Annotated in this window: 15 protein-coding genes; 9 read left to right on the top strand and 6 right to left on the bottom strand. The window is 60.4% G+C overall.

Features of this window, described 5'->3' with window-relative positions; all coding sequences use genetic code 11:
* Positions 1–87: 87 nt before the first annotated feature.
* The 3 genes from AW06_RS02180 to AW06_RS02170 all read right to left on the bottom strand — a co-directional run bounded on the left by AW06_RS02180 (position 88) and on the right by AW06_RS02170 (position 3,734).
* Positions 88–549 (bottom strand): CBS domain-containing protein, encoded by a 462-nt coding sequence (locus AW06_RS02180; RefSeq protein ID WP_034944866.1) that lies wholly within the window; start codon positions 547–549, stop codon positions 88–90.
* Between the two features lie 161 nt (positions 550–710).
* Positions 711–2,129, bottom strand: coding sequence for a Re/Si-specific NAD(P)(+) transhydrogenase subunit beta (pntB, locus tag AW06_RS02175; RefSeq protein ID WP_034944863.1), 1,419 nt, complete (start codon positions 2,127–2,129; stop codon positions 711–713).
* 12 nt (positions 2,130–2,141) lie between these two features.
* Entirely contained in the window at positions 2,142–3,734 is a 1,593-nt protein-coding gene (locus AW06_RS02170) for a Re/Si-specific NAD(P)(+) transhydrogenase subunit alpha (RefSeq protein ID WP_034944860.1), read from the bottom strand.
* Between the two features lie 661 nt (positions 3,735–4,395).
* On the opposite strand from AW06_RS02170, the gene AW06_RS02165 reads away from it, so the two are divergent.
* The 9 genes from AW06_RS02165 (at position 4,396) to AW06_RS02125 (ending at position 19,829) form a co-directional block, all read left to right on the top strand.
* A complete protein-coding gene (locus AW06_RS02165; protein WP_034944858.1) occupies positions 4,396–9,075 on the top strand; it encodes a glutamate synthase-related protein in 4,680 nt (1,559 codons plus the stop codon).
* Between the two features lie 2 nt (positions 9,076–9,077).
* The gene (locus AW06_RS02160; RefSeq protein WP_034944855.1) at positions 9,078–10,520 is read left to right on the top strand and encodes a glutamate synthase subunit beta; all 1,443 of its coding nucleotides are present in this window, start codon (positions 9,078–9,080) and stop codon (positions 10,518–10,520) included.
* 338 nt (positions 10,521–10,858) lie between these two features.
* Positions 10,859–12,211 carry a bifunctional UDP-N-acetylglucosamine diphosphorylase/glucosamine-1-phosphate N-acetyltransferase GlmU gene (glmU, locus tag AW06_RS02155; RefSeq protein WP_034944924.1) on the top strand — a complete coding sequence of 451 codons (1,353 nt, stop codon included), beginning with the start codon at positions 10,859–10,861 and terminating at the stop codon, positions 12,209–12,211.
* A gap of 7 nt (positions 12,212–12,218) precedes the next feature.
* Positions 12,219–14,048, top strand: a complete 1,830-nt coding sequence (gene glmS / locus AW06_RS02150; protein ID WP_034944852.1) for a glutamine--fructose-6-phosphate transaminase (isomerizing) — start codon at positions 12,219–12,221, stop codon at positions 14,046–14,048.
* 31 nt (positions 14,049–14,079) lie between these two features.
* Positions 14,080–14,622 carry a cyclic nucleotide-binding domain-containing protein gene (locus AW06_RS02145; protein ID WP_273704309.1) on the top strand — a complete coding sequence of 181 codons (543 nt, stop codon included), beginning with the start codon at positions 14,080–14,082 and terminating at the stop codon, positions 14,620–14,622.
* A 186-nt stretch (positions 14,623–14,808) separates the two neighbouring features.
* Positions 14,809–16,023, top strand: coding sequence for an ABC transporter ATP-binding protein (locus AW06_RS02140; protein ID WP_034944849.1), 1,215 nt, complete (start codon positions 14,809–14,811; stop codon positions 16,021–16,023).
* A 20-nt stretch (positions 16,024–16,043) separates the two neighbouring features.
* Positions 16,044–17,012, top strand: coding sequence for a GNAT family N-acetyltransferase (locus AW06_RS02135; protein WP_273704308.1), 969 nt, complete (start codon positions 16,044–16,046; stop codon positions 17,010–17,012).
* Positions 17,013–17,037: 25 nt separating this feature from the next.
* Complete coding sequence (locus AW06_RS19730) at positions 17,038–18,750, top strand: PIG-L family deacetylase (RefSeq protein ID WP_273704307.1); 1,713 nt, start codon at positions 17,038–17,040, stop codon at positions 18,748–18,750.
* Entirely contained in the window at positions 18,735–19,829 is a 1,095-nt protein-coding gene (locus AW06_RS02125) for an acyltransferase (protein ID WP_034944843.1), read from the top strand. The genes AW06_RS19730 and AW06_RS02125 overlap by 16 nt, the downstream gene beginning before the upstream one ends.
* Here the strand turns inward: AW06_RS02125 and AW06_RS19725 are convergent.
* Genes AW06_RS19725 through AW06_RS02110 form a run of 3 tightly spaced genes read right to left on the bottom strand, consistent with a single transcriptional unit; the run spans position 19,798 to position 22,850 of the window.
* On the bottom strand, positions 19,798–20,904 hold the full coding sequence (locus tag AW06_RS19725; protein WP_273704306.1) for a glycosyltransferase: 1,107 nt from the start codon (positions 20,902–20,904) through the stop codon (positions 19,798–19,800). The two genes, AW06_RS02125 and AW06_RS19725, sit on opposite strands and share 32 nt — an antisense overlap.
* Positions 20,882–22,030 (bottom strand): class I SAM-dependent methyltransferase, encoded by a 1,149-nt coding sequence (locus AW06_RS19720; RefSeq protein WP_273704305.1) that lies wholly within the window; start codon positions 22,028–22,030, stop codon positions 20,882–20,884. The genes AW06_RS19725 and AW06_RS19720 overlap by 23 nt, the downstream gene beginning before the upstream one ends.
* A 4-nt stretch (positions 22,031–22,034) precedes the next feature.
* Entirely contained in the window at positions 22,035–22,850 is an 816-nt protein-coding gene (locus tag AW06_RS02110) for a hypothetical protein (protein ID WP_273704304.1), read from the bottom strand.
* Between the last annotated feature and the right edge of the window lie 110 nt (positions 22,851–22,960).

The following is a 22,960-nucleotide window of genomic DNA, read 5'->3' as shown; positions in this document are numbered from 1 at the left end:
ACTACCGAAGAGGCTTGTATTGCTGGCCATGAGCCCCGCCTACCATCATGACTACTGGTATGGCGTTTTGCGGAAATCACCTTAAAGTTAAGGCGATGGCCAGTCCTTGATGTACGCCTTGAGCAGCTTGTTTTCCAGGTTGCGCTCTTCGAGAACGGCTTTGGCGACGTCGTGAAAGGAGACGATCCCGACGATAGTATCCCCTTCCATGACCGGCACATAGCGGGTGTGCGTGTCCACCATGATTCGACGCAATTCGTCGACGTCCATGTCCGGATCAGCGGTTGGAGGGTTGCGGTCCATAGCCTCGATGACCAGAATTTCGGCAATCGGCGGCGTTGGCCCGACCCGGCGCTCGGTCTGGCGTTTGGCGAGGATTGCCATGACTTCCCGGAAAGTCAGCATTCCTGCCAGCTTTCCCCCCTCCATGACGATCACCGAGCCGATGTCATTTTCGGCCATCATGATGACCGCTTCCGAAAGAGGTGAGTCGGGATGTACGGCAAACAGTGCTGAATCTTTGACCTGCAGAACTTCTTTGACCTCCATGTCACCCCCTAGAGATAGGATAGCGGGCGGATGCGCCCTTGCACTCATCAGCACGATTCTATCAGATGTCGATCCACATCCGAAAAATTCGCCCCTCGATCAACGCAACGCCCGCTCATGCGGGCGTTGCTGGGCGAATGGGGAAGGAGGACGACTTCCGATCAGCTCTTCAGGGAGACCAGCACCTCATCGAGCATCTTCTTGGCATCGCCAAAGAGCATGCGGTTGTTTTCCTTGTAGAAGAGTGGGTTGTCCACGCCGGCGTAGCCGGAGGCCATGCTGCGTTTCATCACGATCGAGGTTTTTGCCTTCCAGACTTCCAGGACGGGCATTCCGGCGATCGGGCTGTTCGGATCATCCTGTGCTGCCGGATTGACGATGTCGTTGGCACCGATGATCATGGCGACATCGGTTTGCGGAAAGTCGTCGTTGAGTTCGTCCATTTCAAAGACGATATCGTAAGGAACCTTGGCCTCGGCGAGAAGAACATTCATGTGACCAGGCATGCGGCCTGCAACGGGATGGATGCCGAAGCGAACGTTGACACCCTTCTCCCGCAGCAGGCGCGTGATCTCGAAGACAGTGTGCTGTGCCTGTGCCACTGCCATGCCATAACCTGGGACGATGATCACGTTCTTGGCTTCGCGCAGCAACTCGGAGGTTTCCGGGGCGCTGATCGGAACGACTTCTCCCGCTGGTTGTACCCCACCTGCCGCCGGTGCAGGAGTCCCGCCGGTCGTTCCGAAACCGCCGGCGATGACGCTGATGAAGTGGCGATTCATCGCCGCGCACATGATGTAAGAGAGGATCGCACCGCTCGACCCGACAAGTGCGCCGGTGACGATCAGCAGATCGTTGGAGAGCATAAAGCCGGTCGCCGCCGCCGCCCACCCCGAGTAGCTGTTAAGCATCGAGACCACCACTGGCATGTCGGCACCACCGATCGCCATTACCATGTGGATGCCGAACAACAGGGAGATGGCGGTCATCACCACCAGAGGTGTCATGCCATCGCTGATCGAGCTGGCATGCAGAAATTCCCGGCCGAAGTAAATGACTACCAGCAGTCCGGCAAGGTTGATCCAGTGGCGCGCCGGGAGCAGCAGCGGGTTACCCGAGATCTTGCCGGACAGCTTGCCGAAGGCGATGACCGAGCCGGAAAAGGTGACGGCACCGATCAAAATGCCGACATAGATTTCAACCTCGTGGATCGCCTTTTCGGCGCCGGTCATACCGGTCGCCGTGACCGGGTCGATGTAATTGGCAAAGCCGACCAACATCGCGGCCAGGCCGACCATGCTGTGCATCAGTGCGACCAGTTCCGGCATCTGGGTCATCTGGACGGTTCGTGCGGCATAGATGCCGATCGTCGCACCGACCGCCATCGCGCCAATCAGCCACGCGTAACCGGTGCTGCCGACACGCGGACCGAAGACCGTTGCCAGAACGGCGATGGCCATGCCGATGATCCCGTAAAGGTTGCCGCGGCGGGATGTCTCCTGATTGCTGAGGCCGCCGAGGCAGAGAATGAAAAGAATCGTTGCTCCGAGATAGGAGACGGTTGCCAAGCTTTCAGACATGTTCATCAACTCCTATTTGCGGAACATTGCCAGCATGCGCTGGGTTACGGCGAAACCACCGAACATGTTGATGGTCGCCAGCACGATGGCACCGATCGCCAGCCAGCGAATCCAGTCTTCCGGACGATTGAGTCCGGCTTCGATCGGCGGCGCGATCTGGACCAGCGCTCCGATGGCAATGATGCTGCTGACGGCGTTGGTGACACTCATCAGCGGTGTATGCAGGGCCGGCTTGACGTTCCACACGACCATGTAGCCGACGAAGCAGGCGAGGACAAAAACCGTGAAATGACCGAGGAAGGCGGGTGGCGCACTCGCGCCGATGAACCAGAAGAGAATCGCTGCGGCAATAAACATGATGGCAGTGCCGGTTCCCGAAGCCGGTTCACTGGCCTTGCCGTGACCGTGCGATTTTTTCGCGGCAGCCGCCGGCTGGGCGGCCGCCGGTGCCGCAACTGGCGCTGCCGATGGCTTGGGTGCCGGGGGCGGCCAAGTCACATTGCCTTCCTTGATAACCGTCAGGCCGCGGATGGCTTCATCTTCCATGTTGACGTCGATGATGCCGTCTTTGGTCTTGCACAGTTCTTCGGCAAGGCGCAACAAGTTGGTGCTGTATAGCGTCGACGACTGCCGTGCCAAGCGGCTGACCAGATCGGTGTAGCCGATGATGGTGACGTCGTGCTTCACCACCGCCTGGCCAGCCTCAGTCAGCTCGCAGTTCCCGCCCTGTTCGGCGGCCATATCGACGATTACGCTGCCCGCTTTCATTGAGCGGACCATCTCTGCGGTGATCAGCTTGGGCGCCGGCTTGCCAGGAATCAGCGCGGTGGTGATAATGATGTCCACCTCCCGGGCTTGCTTGGCGTACATGTCGCGCTGGGCTTTCTGGAAGCCTTCGCTCATCACCTTCGCGTAACCGCCTCCACCGGACCCCTCCTCCTCGTAATCGACTTTTACGAATTCGCCGCCCAGCGATGCAACCTGATCGGCCACTTCTGCTCGCGTGTCGTTGGCGCGAACGATGGCGCCGAGGTTGGCGGCAGTGCCAATCGCCGCCAGGCCGGCGACGCCAGCACCGGCAACGAAGACCTTGGCCGGCGGAACCTTGCCAGCGGCCGTGATCTGGCCGTTGAAAAAGCGACCGAAAGCGTTGGCGGCCTCGATGACAGCGCGGTAGCCAGCGACGCCAGCCTGGGAGGTCAACGCATCCATCTTCTGGGCGCGCGAGAGCGTGCGGGGCAGCGAGTCGATGGCCAGCACGGTCGCCTTGCGCGCGGTGAGTTGCTGCAGAAGCTCAGGGTTCTGGGCCGGCCAGATGAAGCTGACCAGCGTGCACCCCTCGCGCATCAGGCTGACTTCTGCTGCTGACGGCCCACGTACCTTGAAGATGATGTCCGACGACGACCAAAGGTTGGCCGCTCCTTCGGCGATCGCAGCACCGGCAGCCTTGTACGCATCGTCCGAGATGCTCGCAGCTTCGCCGGCGCCGGATTCGACCAGCACGGCGAAACCCAGCTTGATCAGTTTTTCAACCACTTCGGGTACGGTCGCAACCCGTTTTTCTCCTGCAGCAGTCTCTCTGGGAACTCCGATTGTTAGCGGCATTCATTCCTCCATCACGTGTAGTACCAGTATTTTCAAAATAACTGGTCCGCAGGGCGCGAAACCAGCCTCCCCAAAAAATCTCCAGTCACGGTCTTCAAATTGCTCGGAAAAGTCCCTGCCGGCAATCGCTACCGGGCAATCTTCCCCCTGCTTGTGGCGCAGCTGGCCAAACAAACCGCCAGTCTGAGCTTAGCACAAGTCCGGCGCGGACTTTACCATGACCAAACGTCAGAAAAAACGCGCTGCGTCTGTGGGCGCAAACGATCGCGATGAGCCGGGAAAGGCGTGGCCGTCTCTTCCCCGGATTGTTGCTTCACGCTTTGCTAATGCCGGACAGGAAATCATGGCTTGCCGCAGGGGGCACGTTGAGGCTGAAGCAAGAAAGATTGAGTTGATGGGCATGAATATTGCTCTGATTTTGATTTGTGATGCCGATCTGTCGGGCAGTCGTGCAAGAGCATCGAGTGCCTCTTTTCGGTGCCAAGGAGGCGATTTCGTGCACTTTCTTGGTGCGGCGCAGCATCTTGAATGGTTGGTCTATTCAGGGTATAGTCGCCAGTCCCCGAGAGTGACCCGGTCGATCGGCTTTTTACCGGACGCCGTGACGTTTCAGTCAGGGCTTGCCCGGGTACCGTCTTTGTTTTTTGAGGATTCGAGTGTGATGAATGCGGCCATACCACCTGAAGGGCAGGGACTTTACGACCCGGCCAACGAGCACGATGCCTGCGGCGTCGGTTTTGTAGCGCACATCCGAGGCAAGAAGAGTCACTCGATCATCGAGCAGGGCCTGCTGATCCTGAAGAATCTTGATCACCGCGGCGCGGTCGGCGCCGACCCGCTGATGGGAGATGGCGCCGGGATCCTGATCCAGATTCCAGACGGCTTGTTTCGTGAGGAGATGGCCAAGCAGGACATCTTGCTTCCGCAACCCGGTGACTATGGCGTAGGGATGGTGTTTCTGCCCCAGGAGTCCGCTTCGCGGTTGGCCTGTCAGGAAGCAATCGAGCGTGCCGTCCGTTCGGAGCACCAGATCGTTCTGGGTTGGCGCGATGTGCCGGTCGACCACGCCCTGCCGATGTCACCGACAGTGCGTGCCAGGGAACCGGTGATTCGCCAGATTTTCGTTGGCCGGGGCCCGGACATCATGGTCACCGACGCACTCGAGCGCAAGCTTTATGTGATCCGCCGCAGCGCGGCCAACGCCATTCAGGCGCTCGGGCTGAAGCACAGCAAGGAGTTCTACCAGCCGTCGATGTCGGCGCGGACGATCGTTTACAAGGGCTTGCTGCTCGCTCACCAGGTTGGAGAGTACTACACCGACCTCAAGGATCCGCGTTGCATCTCGGCGATGGCGCTGGCCCACCAGCGTTTCTCGACGAATACCTTTCCAACTTGGCAACTCGCCCATCCGTTTCGGATGATCGCGCACAATGGCGAGATCAATACCCTGCGCGGCAATTACAACTGGATGCGCGCACGTGAGAAGGGTACCTCATCGCCGTTGCTCGGCGCCGATCTGGAAAAGATCTGGCCATTGATTTATCCGGGTCAATCCGATTCTGCTTCCTTCGACAACGCGCTCGAGCTGTTGGTGATGGGCGGTTATTCACTGGCGCACGCGATGATGATGCTGATTCCTGAAGCCTGGGAATCGCACACCCTGATGGACGAGAGGCGGGGTGCATTCTACAAGTATCATGCGGCAATGATCGAGCCCTGGGATGGCCCGGCGGCCGTGGCCTTCACCGATGGGCGCCAGATCGGCGCCACCCTTGACCGTAACGGCCTGCGTCCGGCGCGCTATCTGGTCACCGACGACGATCTGGTGGTGATGGCGTCGGAGGCCGGCGTGCTGCCGATTCCCGAGGAGCGGATTGTCAAGAAATGGCGCCTGCAACCCGGCAAGATGTTTCTCATCGATCTCGACCAGGGACGCATCATCAACGATGCGGAACTGAAGGATACGCTGGCGTTGACCAAGCCTTACCAGGACTGGCTGAGCCGCATCAATATCAAGCTTGACGACCTGCCGTTGCCGAAGAACGTTGCGCCGAGCGTCTGTTCGGTGCCCTTGCTCGACCGTCAGCAGGCCTTCGGTTATAGCCAGGAAGACCTCAAGTTCATTCTCGAACCGATGGCCACCTCGGGAGAGGAGGCCACCGGCTCGATGGGCAATGATTCACCCCTGGCCGTTCTGTCGAACCGCAGCAAGCCACTGTTCAACTATTTTCGGCAGTTGTTCGCACAGGTCACCAATCCACCGATAGACCCGATCCGCGAGCAGCTGGTGATGTCGCTGGTATCTTTCATCGGTCCCAAGCCGAACCTGCTCGGGATCAACGAAATCAACCCTCCGTATCGTCTTGAAGTCGCCCAGCCGGTTCTCGATTTCGACAACATGGCAAAATTGCGCCGTATTGCGACCTACACCGGCAACAAGTTCCATTCCGCTGAGCTCGACATCTGTTATCCGCTGGCCTGGGGTAACGAAGGTGTCGAGGCCCGGCTGGCGTCGCTGTGCGCTGAAGCCGAGGATCATGTGCACAAAGGATCGAGCATCCTCATCGTCTCGGATCGCCGGATCGACGCGGCGCATGTTGCAATCCCGGCGCTGCTGGCGACTTCGGCGGTGCATCACCATCTGGTGACCAAAGGGCTGCGTACCCGGGTCGGTTTGGTGGTCGAAACCGGTGCTGCGCGCGAGACGCATCATTTTGCCTTGCTGGCCGGTTACGGGGCGGAAGCGGTGCATCCCTATTTGGCACTGGAAACCCTGCAGCAGATCGCTGGCGGCGATGCCGAGAAAGGTGACAAGGCGATCAGGCACTTCATCAAGGGCGTCGGCAAGGGCCTGCTCAAGGTCATGTCCAAGATGGGCATCTCGACCTATATGTCCTATACCGGGGCACAGATCTTCGAAGCCATCGGCCTGCAGAAGAAGATGGTCGACAAGTATTTTACCGGCACGTCGACGCAGGTGGAGGGGATTGGTGTCTTCGAAGTCATGGAGGAGGCGATTCGACTGCACAAGCAAGCTTTCGGGGACGACCCGGTGTTGGCGACCATGCTTGACGCCGGCGGCGAATACGCTTACCGCGTGCGTGGCGAAGAACACATGTGGACACCGGATGCGGTCGCCAAGCTGCAACATGCTACCCGTACGGGCAAGTACGAGACCTACCGGGAATATGCGCAACTGATCAATGACCAGACGCGGCGCCATATGACGCTGCGTGGGCTGTTCGAGTTGAAGCCCGCCGGTGCGCCGGTGCCGCTCGATGAAGTCGAGCCGGCCAAGGAAATCGTCAAGCGTTTTGCCACCGGAGCGATGTCGCTCGGATCGATTTCGACCGAAGCCCACAGCACCCTGGCGATTGCCATGAACCGTCTCGGCGGCAAGTCGAATACCGGCGAGGGCGGCGAGGATCCGGCACGCTTCAAGGTGCTTAAGGGCAACGAAAAGGTTTCCGACGTGGTAGGCAGGACGCGCATCGAACGCGACTATCAGTTGCAGCCTGGCGACAGCCTGCGCTCGGCGATCAAACAGGTTGCTTCCGGGCGTTTCGGGGTGACCGCCGAATATCTGGTCAATGCCGACCAGATCCAGATCAAAATGGCGCAGGGAGCCAAGCCGGGTGAAGGAGGGCAGTTGCCGGGTCACAAGGTGTCCGAATACATCGGCTACCTCCGCCACTCGGTGCCCGGTGTCGGACTCATTTCGCCACCACCGCATCACGACATCTACTCGATCGAAGACCTGGCGCAGCTCATTCATGATCTAAAGAATACCAACCCTAAGGCTTCGATCAGCGTCAAACTGGTCTCCGAAATCGGTGTCGGTACAGTTGCGGCCGGCGTGACCAAGGCCAAGGCCGACCATCTGGTGATCGCCGGCCATGACGGCGGCACGGGCGCCAGCCCGCAGTCGTCGATCAAGCACGCGGGTTCGCCATGGGAACTGGGTCTCGCCGAGACCCAGCAGACACTGGTGCTCAACCGCCTGCGTGGGCGTGTGCGGGTGCAGGTTGACGGACAGATGAAAACCGGGCGTGATGTCCTGATCGGTGCGCTGCTCGGTGCCGACGAGTTTGGTTTCGCGACAGCGCCGCTCGTCGTCGAAGGCTGCATCATGATGCGCAAGTGTCACCTCAACACCTGTCCGGTGGGTGTGGCCACGCAGGATCCGGTGCTGCGCCGCCGCTTTTCCGGTCAGCCCGAACATGTGGTCAATTACTTCTTCTTCGTCGCAGAGGAAGTCCGTGAACTGATGGCACAACTCGGTATTCGCAGGTTCAACGAGTTGATCGGACGTAGTGATCTGCTCGACATGCAAAAAGGGATCAGGCACTGGAAGGCGCAGGGGCTCGACTACAACCGTATTTTCCACCGCCCGGAAAACCGGATCGGCGCGCCGGTGTTTCAGTGCGAACAACAGGACCATGGCCTGGCAAAGGCGCTCGACAATCAGCTCATCGTACTTGCCAAACCGGCCCTGGATGACCGCGAGAAGGTCAGGATCGACCTGCCGTTGCGCAACATCAATCGGACTGTCGGGGCGATGTTGTCCGGTCGGGTGGCGGAGATCTACGGGCACGCCGGTCTGCCCGACGGTACCATCGAAATTCATTTCACCGGTACCGCCGGGCAGACCTTCGGTGCTTTTTTGGCGCGCGGGGTGACTCTGGACCTGATTGGCGAAGCCAACGACTACGTCGGCAAGGGTTTGTCGGGGGGACGGATCATCGTCCGTCCGAGTGCAGCTTTCCGTGGTGAGACGATGCACAACATTATTGTTGGCAATACCGTCCTTTATGGCGCGATCGAGGGCGAGGCGTTCTTCGCTGGTGTCGCCGGTGAGCGCTTTGCCGTTCGCAACTCGGGGGCCACCGCCGTCGTCGAGGGAGTTGGTGACCATGGCTGCGAGTACATGACCGGCGGTACCGTCGTGGTGCTCGGCATGACCGGCCGCAACTTTGCGGCGGGCATGTCCGGTGGCGTGGCTTACGTGCTTGACGAAGAAGGTAGCTTCGAGTCGCGCTGCAATATGGCGCAGGTATCGCTGGAGCCCGTCGAGGAGGAATTGGTGGCCCGTCAGGGCAGCGACGCCGGCGATGATCTTGAGGGTCACGGCAAAGTGGATGTACGCCATCTCGGTGTGATCGACGAAGTGCTGCTCAAGGGACTGATCGACAAACACTATCGGTACACTGGCAGCCGACAGGCGCTGCGATTGCTCAATGACTGGGAGCGGTGTCGCAGACGCTTCGTGAAAATCATGCCACATGAGTACCGTCGGGTACTTAGCGAGCTGGCGGCGCAAAAGCAACTGGAGGCAGCATAAGGATGGGTAAGCCGACTGGATTCATCGAATATCAGCGTCTGGCGGAGGTCAGTGAGCCCGCCGCGTTGCGCCTGAAGCACTACCGCGAATTTGTCCGGACCCTCGCCGACGAGCAGGCCAAGCAGCAGGGGGCACGCTGCATGGATTGCGGGATTCCGTTCTGCAACACCGGTTGCCCGGTCAATAACATCATTCCTGACTGGAATGACCTGGTGTACCGTGGTCATTGGGAACAGGCGCTGGCGGTACTGCATTCCACCAACAATTTCCCGGATTTCACCGGCCGTATCTGCCCGGCACCCTGCGAAGCGGCGTGTACGCTCAATATCAACACCGACCCGGTCGGCATCAAGTCGATCGAGCATGCGATCGTTGACAAGGGTTGGGAAAAGGACTGGATCGTTCCGCAGCCGCCGAAGGTCAAGACCGGCAGGAAAGTGGCTGTCGTCGGTTCCGGCCCGGCCGGCCTGGCGGCTGCCCAGCAGCTTGCGCGCGTCGGACACGCGGTGGTCGTCTTTGAAAAGAACGACCGTGTGGGTGGCCTGATGCGCTACGGAATTCCCGACTTCAAGTTCGAGAAATCGCATATCGATCGTCGCATCAAGCAGATGCAGGCTGAGGGCGTCGAGTTTCGTGTCAACCAGGAGATTGGTGGCAGTGGTGCCAAGGCAGTGCCGGTAGCGCAGTTGCTTGCCGACTTTGACGCACTCATAGTTGCCGGTGGCGCCGAGTTGCCGCGTGACCTCAATGTGCCCGGTCGCGACCTGGACGGCGTGCATTTCGCGATGGAGTTCCTGCCGCAACAAAACCGGGTCAACGCCGGCGATCGAGTACCTGCGCAGATTCTCGCAACTGGCAAGCGGGTGGTCGTGATCGGCGGTGGCGATACAGGTTCCGACTGCGTCGGCACCAGCAACCGGCATGGCGCGCTGTCGGTTACCCAGTTCGAGGTGATGCCGCAACCGCCGGAGCAGGAGAACAAGAGTCTGACCTGGCCATATTGGCCACTCAAGCTGCGGACTTCTTCTTCTCACGAAGAAGGTTGCGCGCGCGACTTTGCCGTCTCGACCAAGGAGTTCGTTGGGGAGAACGGCAAGCTGAAAGCCCTCAAGGTGGTTCGCGTCGACTGGAGCGAAGGCAACATGCAGGAAGTTCCCGGCAGCGAAACCGAGATCGCGACCGATCTGGTATTGCTGGCCATGGGCTTTGTCTCGCCGGTCAGGCAAGGCCTGCTGGAGCAACTGGCGGTTGAGCTCGACGCACGTGGCAACGTCAAGGCGACGACCGACGGGGAAGGCTGTTACGCCACCAGTGTCGCGAAAGTGTTTGCCGCCGGCGACATGCGTCGCGGCCAGTCGCTCGTTGTCTGGGCAATTCGCGAAGGTCGGCAATGCGCGCGAGAAGTAGATGCTTTCCTGATGGGCCATTCCGATTTGCCGCGGTGACACGTCATCATGAATTGCATTCTGTGACGAATGCAATTCGCGCCGTCATTGCTGCCTGCCGCGGCAATGACGTTATTTAATGCGAAAGTCGCGTCAGCGACTCACGAATCTCCCCCCTGTCCACTCGAGGGAGAGGGAAAAGGTCATGAACGGCGCCAAAGCGTGACATTGTTGTGAGTTGTTCACGTCTGAAACTGAAATAATATATGGCAAGCCGATTGGCGCCTGTTGTGACGCCGATCGGCTCCGGATCTGGCTTGTCCACCGGCGTACTGTTGCCGTGCATGGTCAGGCAGCAGGAGAGGCTCCAACCATCGCGTTCTACCGGGTTCCTGTTCATGAATATCGTCATTCTCGCCGCCGGGCAAGGCAAGCGCATGCATTCCAATTTGCCCAAGGTGCTGCATCCACTGGCCGGCAAGGCACTTCTCGCACACGTGCTGGATACCGCTCGCAGCCTCGAGCCGCAGCGCCTCTGTGTTGTCTATGGGCACGGCGGTGACGCCGTGCGGACGACGATCGATGATCCGGACCTGGTCTGGGTCCTGCAGGAGCCGCAACTCGGGACCGGTCATGCCGTCATGCAGGCTCTGCCGCATCTGGGCTCCGCCGGGACAACGTTGGTACTCTACGGTGACGTGCCCCTGATTCAAACGGAAACGCTCAGGCAGTTGCTGCATGCGGCGCGCGACGCCTTGGCCATCCTGACCGTCGAACTTGCTGATCCCGATGGCTACGGTCGAATCGTCCGCAACGCGGCTGGCGAGGTGGTGCGCATCGTCGAGCAGAAGGACGCCATGGCCGCGGAGCGAGCGATTCGTGAAGTGAATACCGGTATCGTCGCTCTACCAACGGTCTACCTGTCCGATTGGCTTGGCCGGCTTTCGAACGACAACGCCCAGCAGGAGTACTACCTGACCGATATCGTCGGGATGGCTGTTGCCGCAGGCGTGCCGATCCGTACGACATTAGCGCAGAGCGAATCGGAGGTGCTGGGAGTCAATAGCAAGGGGCAGCTTGCCCAGCTCGAGCGGGTTGCCCAACGTCGAGCTGCCGAACATCTGATGGAACAGGGCGTTCGCCTCGCTGACCCGGCACGCATCGACGTGCGTGGCGAACTGCTCTGTGGGCGCGATGTATTCATCGACGTGAACTGCGTTTTCGAGGGCCGGGTGGTTCTCGAAGAAGCCGTCGAGGTCGGGCCTGCCTGTGTGCTGAAGAATGCCCGTATTGGCGCCGGTTCCCGTCTTGCCGCCTTTAGTCACATTGAGGGCGCGACTGTCGGTCCGGATGGCGTGATCGGCCCTTTTTCCCGTTTGCGTCCGGGGACTGAACTCGCCGCCGGCGTCCATGTCGGTAACTTTGTCGAACTCAAGAACAGCAAGTTCGCCGCACTTTCGAAAGCCAATCACCTGGCCTATGTCGGCGACGCAATCGTTGGCAGCCGGGTCAACATTGGTGCCGGCACGATTACCTGCAACTATGATGGCGCCAACAAGTTCAAGACCATCATCGAGGACGATGCCTTTATCGGCTCCGATACGCAGTTGGTCGCACCGGTCACGGTGGGTCGTGGCGCCACACTGGGTGCCGGGACGACGCTGACCAAGGACGCTCCGCCAGACACGCTGACCATCTCGCGCGCCCGGCAGATTTCCATCCCCGGCTGGAAACGGCCACAGAAGAAGTGATCTGACCATGTGTGGCATCGTTGCTGCGGTCGCTGACCGCAATATCGTCCCTGTTCTTCTCGAAGGGCTGCGCAAGCTCGAATATCGTGGCTACGATTCGGCAGGTCTCGCCCTGATCGACGCTAGCGGTCTGCACCGGCTGCGCTCGGTCGGCCGTGTTGCCGAACTGACCGCGCAGGTGGAGGAGTCGCATGTTGCCGGCGAGACCGGCATCGCACACACGCGCTGGGCCACGCATGGCGTTCCCTGTGAACGCAATGCCCACCCGCATATCTCCGCAGGTCTGGCGGTGGTGCACAACGGGATCATCGAAAACCACGAATCTTTGCGTGGACGCCTCAAGGCACTGGGTTACCAATTCACGTCGGATACCGATACTGAAGTCGTGGCGCACCTGATTGCTCATGAACTGAAGACCACCCCGGACTTTCTGAGTGCTGTTCGTCAGGCGATCGCACAACTGCAAGGGGCCTACGCGATTGCCGTGCTGCGTGAATCGGACCCGAGCCGACTGGTGGTCGCGCGCGAAGGCGCGCCCTTGCTGCTGGGTCTCAGCGATGACGCCTGCTACGCAGCCTCAGATGCCTCGGCACTGGTGCAGGTCACGCGTCGCATGGTCTATCTGGATAACGGGGACTGCGCCGAATTGATGCGCGGCAGTTACCGCATCACGCGGGTCAATGGGATGCCGGTGGAACGTCCAGAGAGCGAATCTCAACTCTCGGCAGAGGCGATCGAGCTGGGCAATTACCGGCACTACATGCAGAAGGAGATCTTCGAGCAGCCAGTCGCGCTGGCCAACACGCTTGAGATGCTCGGTGCGGCGCGCAGCATCCAGCCCGGGATTTTCGGTGCCGAAAGCGAAACGATCCTTGGCAAGGTCCGGCAGGTCTTAATCGTCGCCTGCGGAACCAGCTATCATGCTGGTCTGGTTGCCCGTTACTGGCTCGAATCGATCGCCGGCATTCCGTGTTCGGTTGAAGTGGCCAGCGAGTATCGCTATCGCGACTCGGTGCCCAACCCGCAGACTCTGGTAGTGACCATCTCTCAATCAGGCGAAACCGCCGACACGTTGGCTGCGCTGCAACATGCCAAGGCCTTGGGCATGCAGCACACGCTCTGTATCTGCAACGTCCCCGAGTCTTCACTGGTGCGCGAAAACAGCCTGCGTTTCATTACCCGTGCGGGTCCGGAAATTGGTGTTGCTTCGACCAAGGCGTTTACCACGCAACTCGCTGCGCTCTACCTGCTAACGCTGGTGCTTGCCAAGGTTCGCCAGCGTCTCGACGGGCAGGAAGAGGCTGCGGAACTGCATGCGGTACGGCATTTACCGATGGCGGTGGCGAAGATCCTCGAACTCGAACCACAGATTCGTGAATGGGCGGAGCGCTTCTCGATGAAGCAGCATGCCCTGTTCCTGGGGCGTGGCCGGCATTACCCGATTGCCATGGAAGGTGCGCTCAAGCTCAAGGAGATCTCCTATATTCATGCCGAGGCCTACCCTGCCGGCGAACTCAAGCATGGCCCCTTGGCGCTTGTCGATCGCGACATGCCGGTCATCGCTGTCGCTCCAAACGATGCCCTGCTGGAAAAACTCAAGTCCAATCTGCAGGAAGTGCGCGCCCGTGGCGGGGAACTCTATGTGTTCGCCGATGCGGACAGTGAGATGAAGGAATCGAATGGGATTCAAGTCTTGCAACTGCCCGAGCACTACGGCGCACTCTCGGCCTTGCTGCACGTGGTGCCGCTGCAACTGCTCGCTTACCATGTCGCGCTGGTGCGCGGAACCGACGTAGACAAGCCGCGCAATCTGGCAAAGTCGGTCACCGTTGAGTGATCCGTACGTGCAACCTTTGGCTGACCGAAGCTTGACACAACTTGAATATCTTGGCGATGCGACGCCGTTCGCTACGCAGGTGCACGCCTTGCTTCCCTATTCCCCTCTGTTTGAGGACCTGAGTCTTGCAGAGGTCTGCCTGATCAGTCCATTCATGCAGGTATACCGGGCACAGACCGGCCAGGAAGTGCTGCGTGAGGGTGACGCGGGAGACTTCATGCTGTTCGTGATCGAAGGGCGCATCGAGGTCTTCAAACAGGCCGGCGGCAATCCGCCACGCCTGATAGCCGTCGTTGCCAATGGCAAGACACTCGGCGAGATGTCGTTGATCGACGGTCATCCGCGTTCCGCTACCTGTATTGCCGATGCAGGTACGGTGGTCGGTGTCCTGACACGTGAAAACCTAGCACGCATCATTCTCGAACAGCCGATTCTTGGTGCCAAGATCCTGATGGCACTGGTGGTGATGTTGTCGCAGAGGTTGCGCACGACCAGCGCGCAACTGCTCGCCAGCCTCGACGAGATGGGTAGTCAGTACGACGGGCTGGTTGACCAGGGCAGTGGCTTCGTCTAACGGTGACGATCTGTCCAGACACCCACGAGTATGCAAGTCATGACCGTTTTCCTCTCACCCTCTAGGGGAAAGGATATTTTTGGGTCGCTGACGCGGTTTTCACATCAATCTTGTCTGAACTGACAGTAATGGGCGAATACTTGGCAGGGACCCTGCTGGAGGCACCGTTTTTCCGCGCGGCGTAACATGAATTCGCTGCCGTCCTCTGAATTCATCATTCAGGCACAGGGTCTTGGCAAGTGCTATGCCATGTTCGAGCGCCCTGCTGATCGTCTGAAGCAATTGCTGTTCGGACGTTTTCGTTCCTACCACCGGGAATTCTGGGCGTTACGGGGTGTCGATCTCGGGATCAGAACGGGGGAGGTGGTTGGTCTGGTAGGCCGCAATGGTGCCGGGAAATCCACCTTGCTACAATTGATCTGTGGCACCTTGGAGCCAACAGAGGGTAAGTTGGCAGTGCGCGGGCGGATAGCAGCGCTGCTGGAATTGGGTTCCGGTTTCAATCCCGATTTCTCGGGCAGGGAGAACGTCTACTTGAACGCCGCCATCCTCGGACTGAACAGCCGCGAAGTCGATGCACGCCTGGACGATATCCTGTCATTTGCGGACATCGGTGATTTCGTGGACCAACCGGTCAGGACTTATTCGAGCGGGATGTTCGTTCGACTGGCTTTCGCGGTGGCGACCAGCGTGGACCCGGACATCCTGGTGATAGATGAGGCGCTCTCCGTGGGGGATGGTGCTTTCGCACGCAAATCATTTGAGCGCATCATGGGTATGAAGGAGGCGGGCAAGACCATCCTGTTCTGCTCCCATTCCATCTACTCGGTGGAGGTGCTATGCAACCGGGCTCTCTGGATCGAGCATGGCCAGTTGCGCATGCAAGGTTCTGCGGCAGAAGTGACCTCGGCCTACGCAGCCAGCCTCGAAAGTCCCATGATCGGCGAAGAGCCAGGACGCACCAGGCTGGCGATGCTCACCGGTGGGGCGCGCATCATCCGGGCCTCCGCCTGTGTTGGAGGCGTATGCGGTACCAGGGTCAGCGCCGTATCCGGCCTCAGCGACCTCTCCGTGACCATCGAGTTTGCCATTGACCCAGGCCTTTTTCCTCCCAGCGTGGCGGTCGTCTTCGGTGATTCGGCGCACCGGGTCGTCGCCAGTGCCAGTTCGCACAACGACGGGGTGACGCTGTCGATGGATGCACAGGGCCGTGGCCGCGGCGTGGTGATTTTTCCGGCTTTGCCGCTGCTCAAAGGACGTTATTCCATTACTTCCTATTTGCTCTGTGAAAGGGGATTGCACGTCTATGATCTGGCAGACCAGAGTATCTGCCTCGAGGTGACGCAGAACGGTGTTGAACAGGGCGTCGTCGCCTTGAAGCACGAATGGCTTCCGGCATGACGCGGGCGGGCGGAGATCGCATGCGCATTGGCGAATTGTCGTTCAATCGCAGGGATATCGTTCCCGAGGACCAGTCCGAGGTGTTGGCGCTACATAACCGGGTGTTCGGTGCAAACGCCACTGCCGCCTGGTTCCGGTGGAAATACGGCGATGGTGGTGCGCAGGCGACCGGCCTCTGGGACGAGCGTGGCCGCTTGCTGGCACTCTGCGGAGGAACACCGCGTACCTTGCTGCACGCAGGGCAAGCAGTGGCCGCGATACAGCTTGGCGACGTCATGGTTGCGCCCGAAGTCCGCGGCCTGCTGACCCGCCGTGGGCCATTCTTCCAGGTTTCCGGGCATTTTTACGAGTCGCGTATCGGCGCCGGTCGGCCTTTCCAGGTCGGCTTCGGTTTTGCCAGCAAGCGCCATGTGCGGCTGGCCATCGCCCTGCATCTGGCCTGGAATGAGGGGACTTTGCAGTCCATTCAGTGGTGGGATCTGGCGGGCCATCCGCCTTGGGGTTGGCGCTGCGAGCCACTCGAACCGGCGTCATTCGAGCGGGCAGCGACCGAGGCCTGGCAGGCCATGCAGGAAGGCCTGTCTGGTCTGAGCGCCGGTTGCCGGGATGTCACCTACCTGCAGCACCGTTTCCTGGCGCGGCCCGGATATGCCTACCGCCTGTTCAGGATTCGCCGCAGTTGGTCGCGGCGAACATCCGGTATCCTCGTCCTGCGCCTCCAGGGCGAAACGGCCCATTGGCTGGACTGGATCGGACCTCCGGAGGAAATCAGTCTGGCTGCACGCATCGCGCAAATCCAGGCCGCCGCCGCGGGCGCTCAAGCGATGACGCTATGGGCTTCCAACGCGATTTGCGAATCTCTGAAAGTCCCCCCTTCGGAGGAATCGACGGTCGCCTGGGTGGGGATTCCGTGTGTTTCAATGTTGCGAGAAGAGGATGCCAGCCGGCGGAAATGGTGGTGGATGGGGGGAGACACCGATTTTCTGTGAAGAAGTGAGAGCAACTGAAAGCGACATGCTCCCTTACCATGCGCAGCAATTGATCGCTGCGGCCGGGGTGCTGGTGCTCGCACCTCACCCGGACGATGAGGTATTCGGCTGTGGAGGGGCGCTTGCCGCTCATGCCGCTGCGGGCGTTCCCGTGCACGTCGTCATTCTCACCAACGGCGCGTTGTTCGGCGACCCGGACAAGCGCCTGGGTGAAAGTTGCATCGCTGGCCAACTGTTGGGCTACGGCGAGCCGGAATGCTGGAATTTCCCGGATCGCGGCCTCGAATATGGCGAGCCACTCGTGACACGTCTGGTTGCAGCCATCACCGCCAGCACAGCCGATCTGGTCTATGCACCCTCTCTTCGGGAAATCCATCCGGATCATCGGCAACTGGCCATGGCTGCTGTCGAGGCAGTACGCCGTGTGGGAGGAGGGCTTCGTCTTGCCCAGTATGAAGTGGGTGTCCCCTTGCGTCCCAATCTGTTGGTCGACATCACCCCATTCCTGGATCGCAAGCGGCAGGCAATGGCGTGTTTCGTCTCTCAGCTGCGACAGCAGCGCTACGATGAGCACATCCTGGGGCTGAATCGCTTCCGTACCTATACCTTGCCGGTAGAGGTGGCGTCGGCCGAAGCTTACACCCTTGTTTCGGCAGTTGCCCTGCGCGAGAATGCGCTGCTTGATCTGGTTGAGCCGGAATACGTCTTCCAGACGCGACTGGGATTTCCCTGCTCCAGCCAGGACGTTCCCCTCGTTTCGGTGGTTGTCCGTCACCTCTCCGGGTCGGGCCTGCGGCTGAGTCTCGACAGCCTGGCTTTGCAGACCTACCCGAATATCGAGGTGCTCATCGTGGATACTGTCCCGGGTCTCCCGGCGTTGTCTGGTCACTGCGGTCGTTACATGCTGCGCCAGATCGTGACGAATCGACGCCAGCCAGTCGCCGCTGCGGCCAATGCCGGATTGGACGAAGCTTACGGTGCGTATGGCCTGGTTCTTGACGAAGGCGAGTCGATCCCGCCGGACCATATCGCCAGTCTGGTGTCCGCGCTACGCAAGCAATCGTCCTGCCGCGCCGCCTATGCCGTCGGCCGACAACGGGAGGCCGATCACGACCAGGCAAGCGGGAGTGTCGACTGTGACCCGATCCGCCTTCTGTGCCGTCCTGATATTCCTCTGCGGGCCGTACTGTTCGATCTTTGCTTGGTGAACAACGTGAACGATGGCTGCCGCTTTGACGAGTCACTTGACAGCCAACAGGATTGGGACTTCCTGTTGCAGTTGAGTCTTGCCACTGATTTTCTTCGGGTAGCGTGCGCCGCCCCCTTTCCGGCAGTTCCGGACAATGTGCAGGAAGCCCCTGAACCCACTTCCCTGCAAGCGATGTACGAACGCTGGCGGACGCGCTGGTCGCCGGCACAACTTGCGTCGCTGCTGCAGCGAGCATGCGATCCTCCGCAGCTGGCGGCATTCCGCCACCATGAGGCCGAGCTGCAGGAGGCCATGGCGGAGCAACGCCAGATCAGTGCCGCACGGGAGCATGAGTTGGCCGAGTGCCGGCGTGCCGTCGAGAAGCTGCGCGCCGATCTCCACGGCCGGGACACGCAGATCGCGGAAATGCGATTGCAACTCCTGGATCATCAACGACAGCAGGCAGAAATGCTCGCCAGCCATAGCTGGAGGATGACCCGTCTGCTGCGCTGCCTGTCCGCCGGTTGGCAGGAATGGCGCAGGAAATAGGCAGGGACGGCGCACTGATCGGCCTTGCCAATGCACGCGAGGACGCGATCATTGAAGGTTCTCGCGGGCTGGCGGCCCTGATGGTCCTGGCAGCCCACTACGCACACCTGTTCGCAGCACAGACCTGGCTATTTCGCTTCGCCACAACGGGCGTGGATCTGTTCTTCGTCCTCAGTGGTTTTGTCTTCGGCCCTTACCTGCTGGGCAAACCCTTGCCAGTTCTGCCCCACTTGGTGCGTCGATTCTTCCGGCTGTATCCTCTTTATGTTGCGGCACTGATTGGGTACATCCTGTTGCATGAACCGCCGGCCCAGGCCTGGGAGCACTTCCCTGAGCACCTGTTGATGCTCCACACGGTCGTCTCGAAGGAGACGGCCTTCTACTACAACCCGGCGTTCTGGAGCTTGCCACCAGAGGTGGAGTTCTATCTGTTTCTGCCATTACTAGCCACCTTGAGCAGAAATGGGTGGTTTGCCGCAGTGCTGGGGGGGTCGCTCTTGATCCACATGGCGCTGCTTCTCTTTCCGGGCAGCGCCGACTTTAGCTCCTGGCCTCAGATCGCCGGCGTTCACCTGCCTGGTCTGCTGCCGGAATTTCTGTTGGGTGGGGTGGCCTACGCCGTTAGCCAGCGCCGCCTGTCGGTCAGCGTGCAGTGGTGGCTGCTGCTTGCCGGAATCGGTCATCTCTGGCTGGTGGCCCAGGTTTTCAAGGCCTTCGTGGTCGATGCCGGGGTAAGCGGTGCGGTACCGGTGTGGATCGGCGGCAATATCGGGCTGGCCGCCGCGCTGGGTTATGCGATGGTGCTGACGGCTCTGTCGAAATTGCTGGCGCAAGCCTGGGGGCCGGCTACGCCTCTCCTGCTCGTGGCCGGCTCCTTGAGCTACGGCATCTATCTCTTTCACAACATGATGCCGGCCCTGTTGCGCCGGCTCTGGCCAGGTCTGGAGGGTGCCTGGCTGGCACTGGCAGCCCTGGTTTTCACCATCGGAATGGCGACGCTGGCTCACTATGGGCTGGAACGTCCCTTGAGGAATTTTGGTCGGCAGCTCAGCCGCTGCCTGCTCTCCGTTCGAAGCTGAGGTAGCGCAGTTTACCCGGCAAGGCGGGATGCTCGACGGCCAGCATATAGCGGCCAGGCTCAAGCAACTGCCAGTCCGCTGGCGAGAACGACACGGCGCTGGCCGATAGCGGGCGGAAAGCCGCGGGCATCATCATGGGCGATGGGCTCCAGGCGACGATGCGCGCGCCATCGAGGGATGCATCGAGTTCGGCCACGCTGCTGATCGGAGACTTCAGGCAATCGCCCCATTCTTCCCAACGAAGCGGTTGGCGAAATTGCTCCAGCAGCCTCAGTTGGCGCGTCCAGCGGTGGAATAGCGGGTGGCATTTGCGGAAAAAAATCGTCCGGGTTTGCACCATCAGCGAACCCTTCAGTGGCTTGTGGCGATATTCGTGTACTGCCGTGGCGGCAGGGACCACTGCCAGCCGGTAGCCAGTCCGTCGCAGACGCCAGGCAAGGTCCGCGTCCTCGTAGAACATGAAATAGTCCGGGTCGAACAAGCCCCCGGCCGCCAGTACCGCTTCCCGCCGTAGCAAAAGCAATGCGCCGGCTAGAAATGGGGTTTCCACCGGCCGAGGGCTGGTCATTTGCCGCTGCATCCGCGAGAGATAGAAACGGGAGGCCACTCGGCCAAGTCGGGGAGAGCGGCTGGCCAGCGCCAGGGATATTTCCGCGAGTGGGGATTGGGGGAAGGCAGGGGGCAGCAGAAAACGATGGTTGCGATCCCAAAAGGTTCTCGGAGCAACTGCAGCCAAACTGGAATCGGCCTCGAGGGCCTCGACCAGGGTTTCCAGATCCGTTGCCGAGAGTAGGGCATCCGGGTTCAGCAGCAGGCAATAGGGAGCGTTCGATTCGCCGAAGGCGAGGTTGCATCCTCGGCCAAATCCAAGATTTGTTCCCGGCAGCAAGCGCCTGGTCCAGGGTAGCTGGCTGGTGTGGCGCGCCAGCATCTCGGCTTCCGCCGGATCCTCGCTATTGTCCACCAGCCAGAGCGTGCCAAAGCGCCACGGCATGAGGGATTGCACTGCTACCAAGGCGTCTGCCGACGCCCGGTAGTTGACGATGATGACATCAACGTGCCTTGATGAGGGCATGGAAGCTGTCGGTGGCGAGACTCTGAAAATCAACGGTCTGCTGAAAAGCGGTGGCCTGGTCAAGAAAAGACAGGAAATTGCCAGGTAAGGGGGAAGGAGAGTCACGCCACCGAGCGACCTGAAAGCCCGCATCTTCGATCAGTTTCTCAAGGCCTCTGCGCGTGAAGAAACGCAGGTGTCCGACGCACAGAATACCCACTGGCTGATAGTCGAATTCTCCCTGCAGCAGGTCCTGAACAACGGACCAATGACCGACGTTGGGAACGGCAAGCAATACATGTCCCCCCGGTTTGAGCAGACTGTGCGCCTTGCAAAGCGCTGCCAGGGGGTCGGCGAGATGTTCCAGTACGTCAAGGAATGCAATGCAGTCGAAGGAAGCGATGTGCTGTAGTTGCTCGAAGGGGCCGCAATGGACGGTCAGCCCTCGCGCCTTCGCGCGTTCTCCTGCCGCTGGGTTCAACTCGGCCACGGTGGCCTGTCCGCCAAAGTGTTCGACGAATGCCGCCGCGAATCCGCCTTCGCCCCCTCCCACATCCAGCAGCGAACTCGTCCCGGCAGGTAGCAGGTCGAGCATTTCCGCGCGCGTGTTCTGCTGGTAGTTGGACCAGGAATGAATGAACGTGCGCTGTGCCAGCAGGGTACGGGAACCCAGGCTTTCCGGGATGCGTTCCCAGCTGATGACTGCGTCACCGGCGACGACCTGACGCAGTGCTTCAAGGGTAATCATGTACAACCACGGGGACTGACCGGCATACGGTGCTGCAGCCGGAAGCCGTGTGCGTCGGGCGACATGGCGGTCGAAACCGGGGCGGCTGGCATAGTCGACGGCCACTGCTCCGGCAGTTCTCGGATCGGCCGGCAGCGCACAGGCGACCTGGCCGTCAGGGGTCAGGACAAGCAGTTCATCGATCAGATTGTCGGCAACGAGCACGGCCGGGTCGAGAATGATCAGAACCCGATCGGCATGGCAGAACTTCAGGAAATGGGCCGGCGATATCGGTCGATTGCCAGGGCCGGCATGCCACCAGCGATCGGCACGAATCCGCCGCCGGAGTTCCCGCTGACCCAGAGCGAACTCCTCGGACAGGCGCAGGGTGCCGCCATCGAACAGCAAGACATCGAACAATGGCCTACTCCTGATCAACTGCTTGTGAGCCGCCAGTGCCGGAAATACTCCGGTTTCGTCCGGGCGGGGGGAGACCGGCTTGTGTCGCATCCGTTGCCACCGGAAAATTCGCCTGCACAAAACGCTCCACATCGCCAGGTTTGCAAATGTTGAAACAGGAGGTGGCTAGCGGCAGATGGTGAAGCCACTTCGTTTCGAAGACACGGGCGTCGGCGATGAGAGCATCGGTGAAGGTCCTCGCGACCGGCCCGCTTGTCGGCGTGTCCGACCAGTGTTCGCAACAGGAATCGACGACAGCGGCCGCCCAACCCCGCTGCCTGGCAGCGAGCACCAAGTCTGTGGCGTAAAAATGGTATCGCAGTTCGGGATCGAGGATTAGCCGACTATCCGTCCGTACTGCCACGAGGACTTCGTCCAGGCTCGATGCTTCGCAAGGCAATGGCTGCGGTTCCCTGAGCAGCCTGCCCCGGTCCAGGACATGTCCAGCCCTCCGGCCCTGCAGATCCATCCCGTAGACTCCCACTACGGCCAGCCTCGGTATCAGCGATTCGGCCTGGGCCAGGGCAGCCAGGAATTGATGATCCCAGCCATCTGGCAGGAAGACATCCTGATGCACCCAGACCAGCCAGTCTGCACCGGTACTGTGGTCCATCTCCTCGTTGAAGGCTCTGGCAGCGGAAGGGCTGTCGAAATAAATCGCCAACCGGTAACGCCGCGACTGCAAGCACTCGGACATCAGCAAACGCCGCTGCAACTGCTCCGCATCGGATGCGCACACCACAAAGGCCAGTGACTGATCAAGAATGGGCATCTGCTGCATTTCAGCCGTCTTTCCCTGCATTTCTAAAATAAGCGATTGTACTGCCTCCACCTCAGCGATGGTGAGGGTGGCGTGCGCTTCGAGGTGTGATCCGAAGTCATCACCAGCGA

This window comes from Candidatus Accumulibacter cognatus (genome assembly GCF_000584975.1).
In the GTDB taxonomy this organism is placed as follows: Bacteria; Pseudomonadota; Gammaproteobacteria; order Burkholderiales; family Rhodocyclaceae; genus Accumulibacter; species Accumulibacter cognatus.
The sequence above is the reverse complement of the archived record's forward strand: the minus strand, read 5'-3'. Positions and strand labels throughout refer to the sequence as shown.

Coding starts and splice junctions, on each gene's coding strand:
- AW06_RS02180 (WP_034944866.1), bottom strand. CDS start 549: ATGGAGGTCAAAGAAGTTCTGCAGGTCAAAGATTCAGCACTGTTTGCC.
- pntB (WP_034944863.1), bottom strand. CDS start 2,129: ATGTCTGAAAGCTTGGCAACCGTCTCCTATCTCGGAGCAACGATTCTT.
- AW06_RS02170 (WP_034944860.1), bottom strand. CDS start 3,734: ATGCCGCTAACAATCGGAGTTCCCAGAGAGACTGCTGCAGGAGAAAAA.
- AW06_RS02165 (WP_034944858.1), top strand. CDS start 4,396: ATGAATGCGGCCATACCACCTGAAGGGCAGGGACTTTACGACCCGGCC.
- AW06_RS02160 (WP_034944855.1), top strand. CDS start 9,078: ATGGGTAAGCCGACTGGATTCATCGAATATCAGCGTCTGGCGGAGGTC.
- glmU (WP_034944924.1), top strand. CDS start 10,859: ATGAATATCGTCATTCTCGCCGCCGGGCAAGGCAAGCGCATGCATTCC.
- glmS (WP_034944852.1), top strand. CDS start 12,219: ATGTGTGGCATCGTTGCTGCGGTCGCTGACCGCAATATCGTCCCTGTT.
- AW06_RS02140 (WP_034944849.1), top strand. CDS start 14,809: ATGAATTCGCTGCCGTCCTCTGAATTCATCATTCAGGCACAGGGTCTT.
- AW06_RS02135 (WP_273704308.1), top strand. CDS start 16,044: ATGCGCATTGGCGAATTGTCGTTCAATCGCAGGGATATCGTTCCCGAG.
- AW06_RS19730 (WP_273704307.1), top strand. CDS start 17,038: ATGCTCCCTTACCATGCGCAGCAATTGATCGCTGCGGCCGGGGTGCTG.
- AW06_RS02125 (WP_034944843.1), top strand. CDS start 18,735: ATGGCGCAGGAAATAGGCAGGGACGGCGCACTGATCGGCCTTGCCAAT.
- AW06_RS19725 (WP_273704306.1), bottom strand. CDS start 20,904: ATGCCCTCATCAAGGCACGTTGATGTCATCATCGTCAACTACCGGGCG.
- AW06_RS02110 (WP_273704304.1), bottom strand. CDS start 22,850: ATGCAGCAGATGCCCATTCTTGATCAGTCACTGGCCTTTGTGGTGTGC.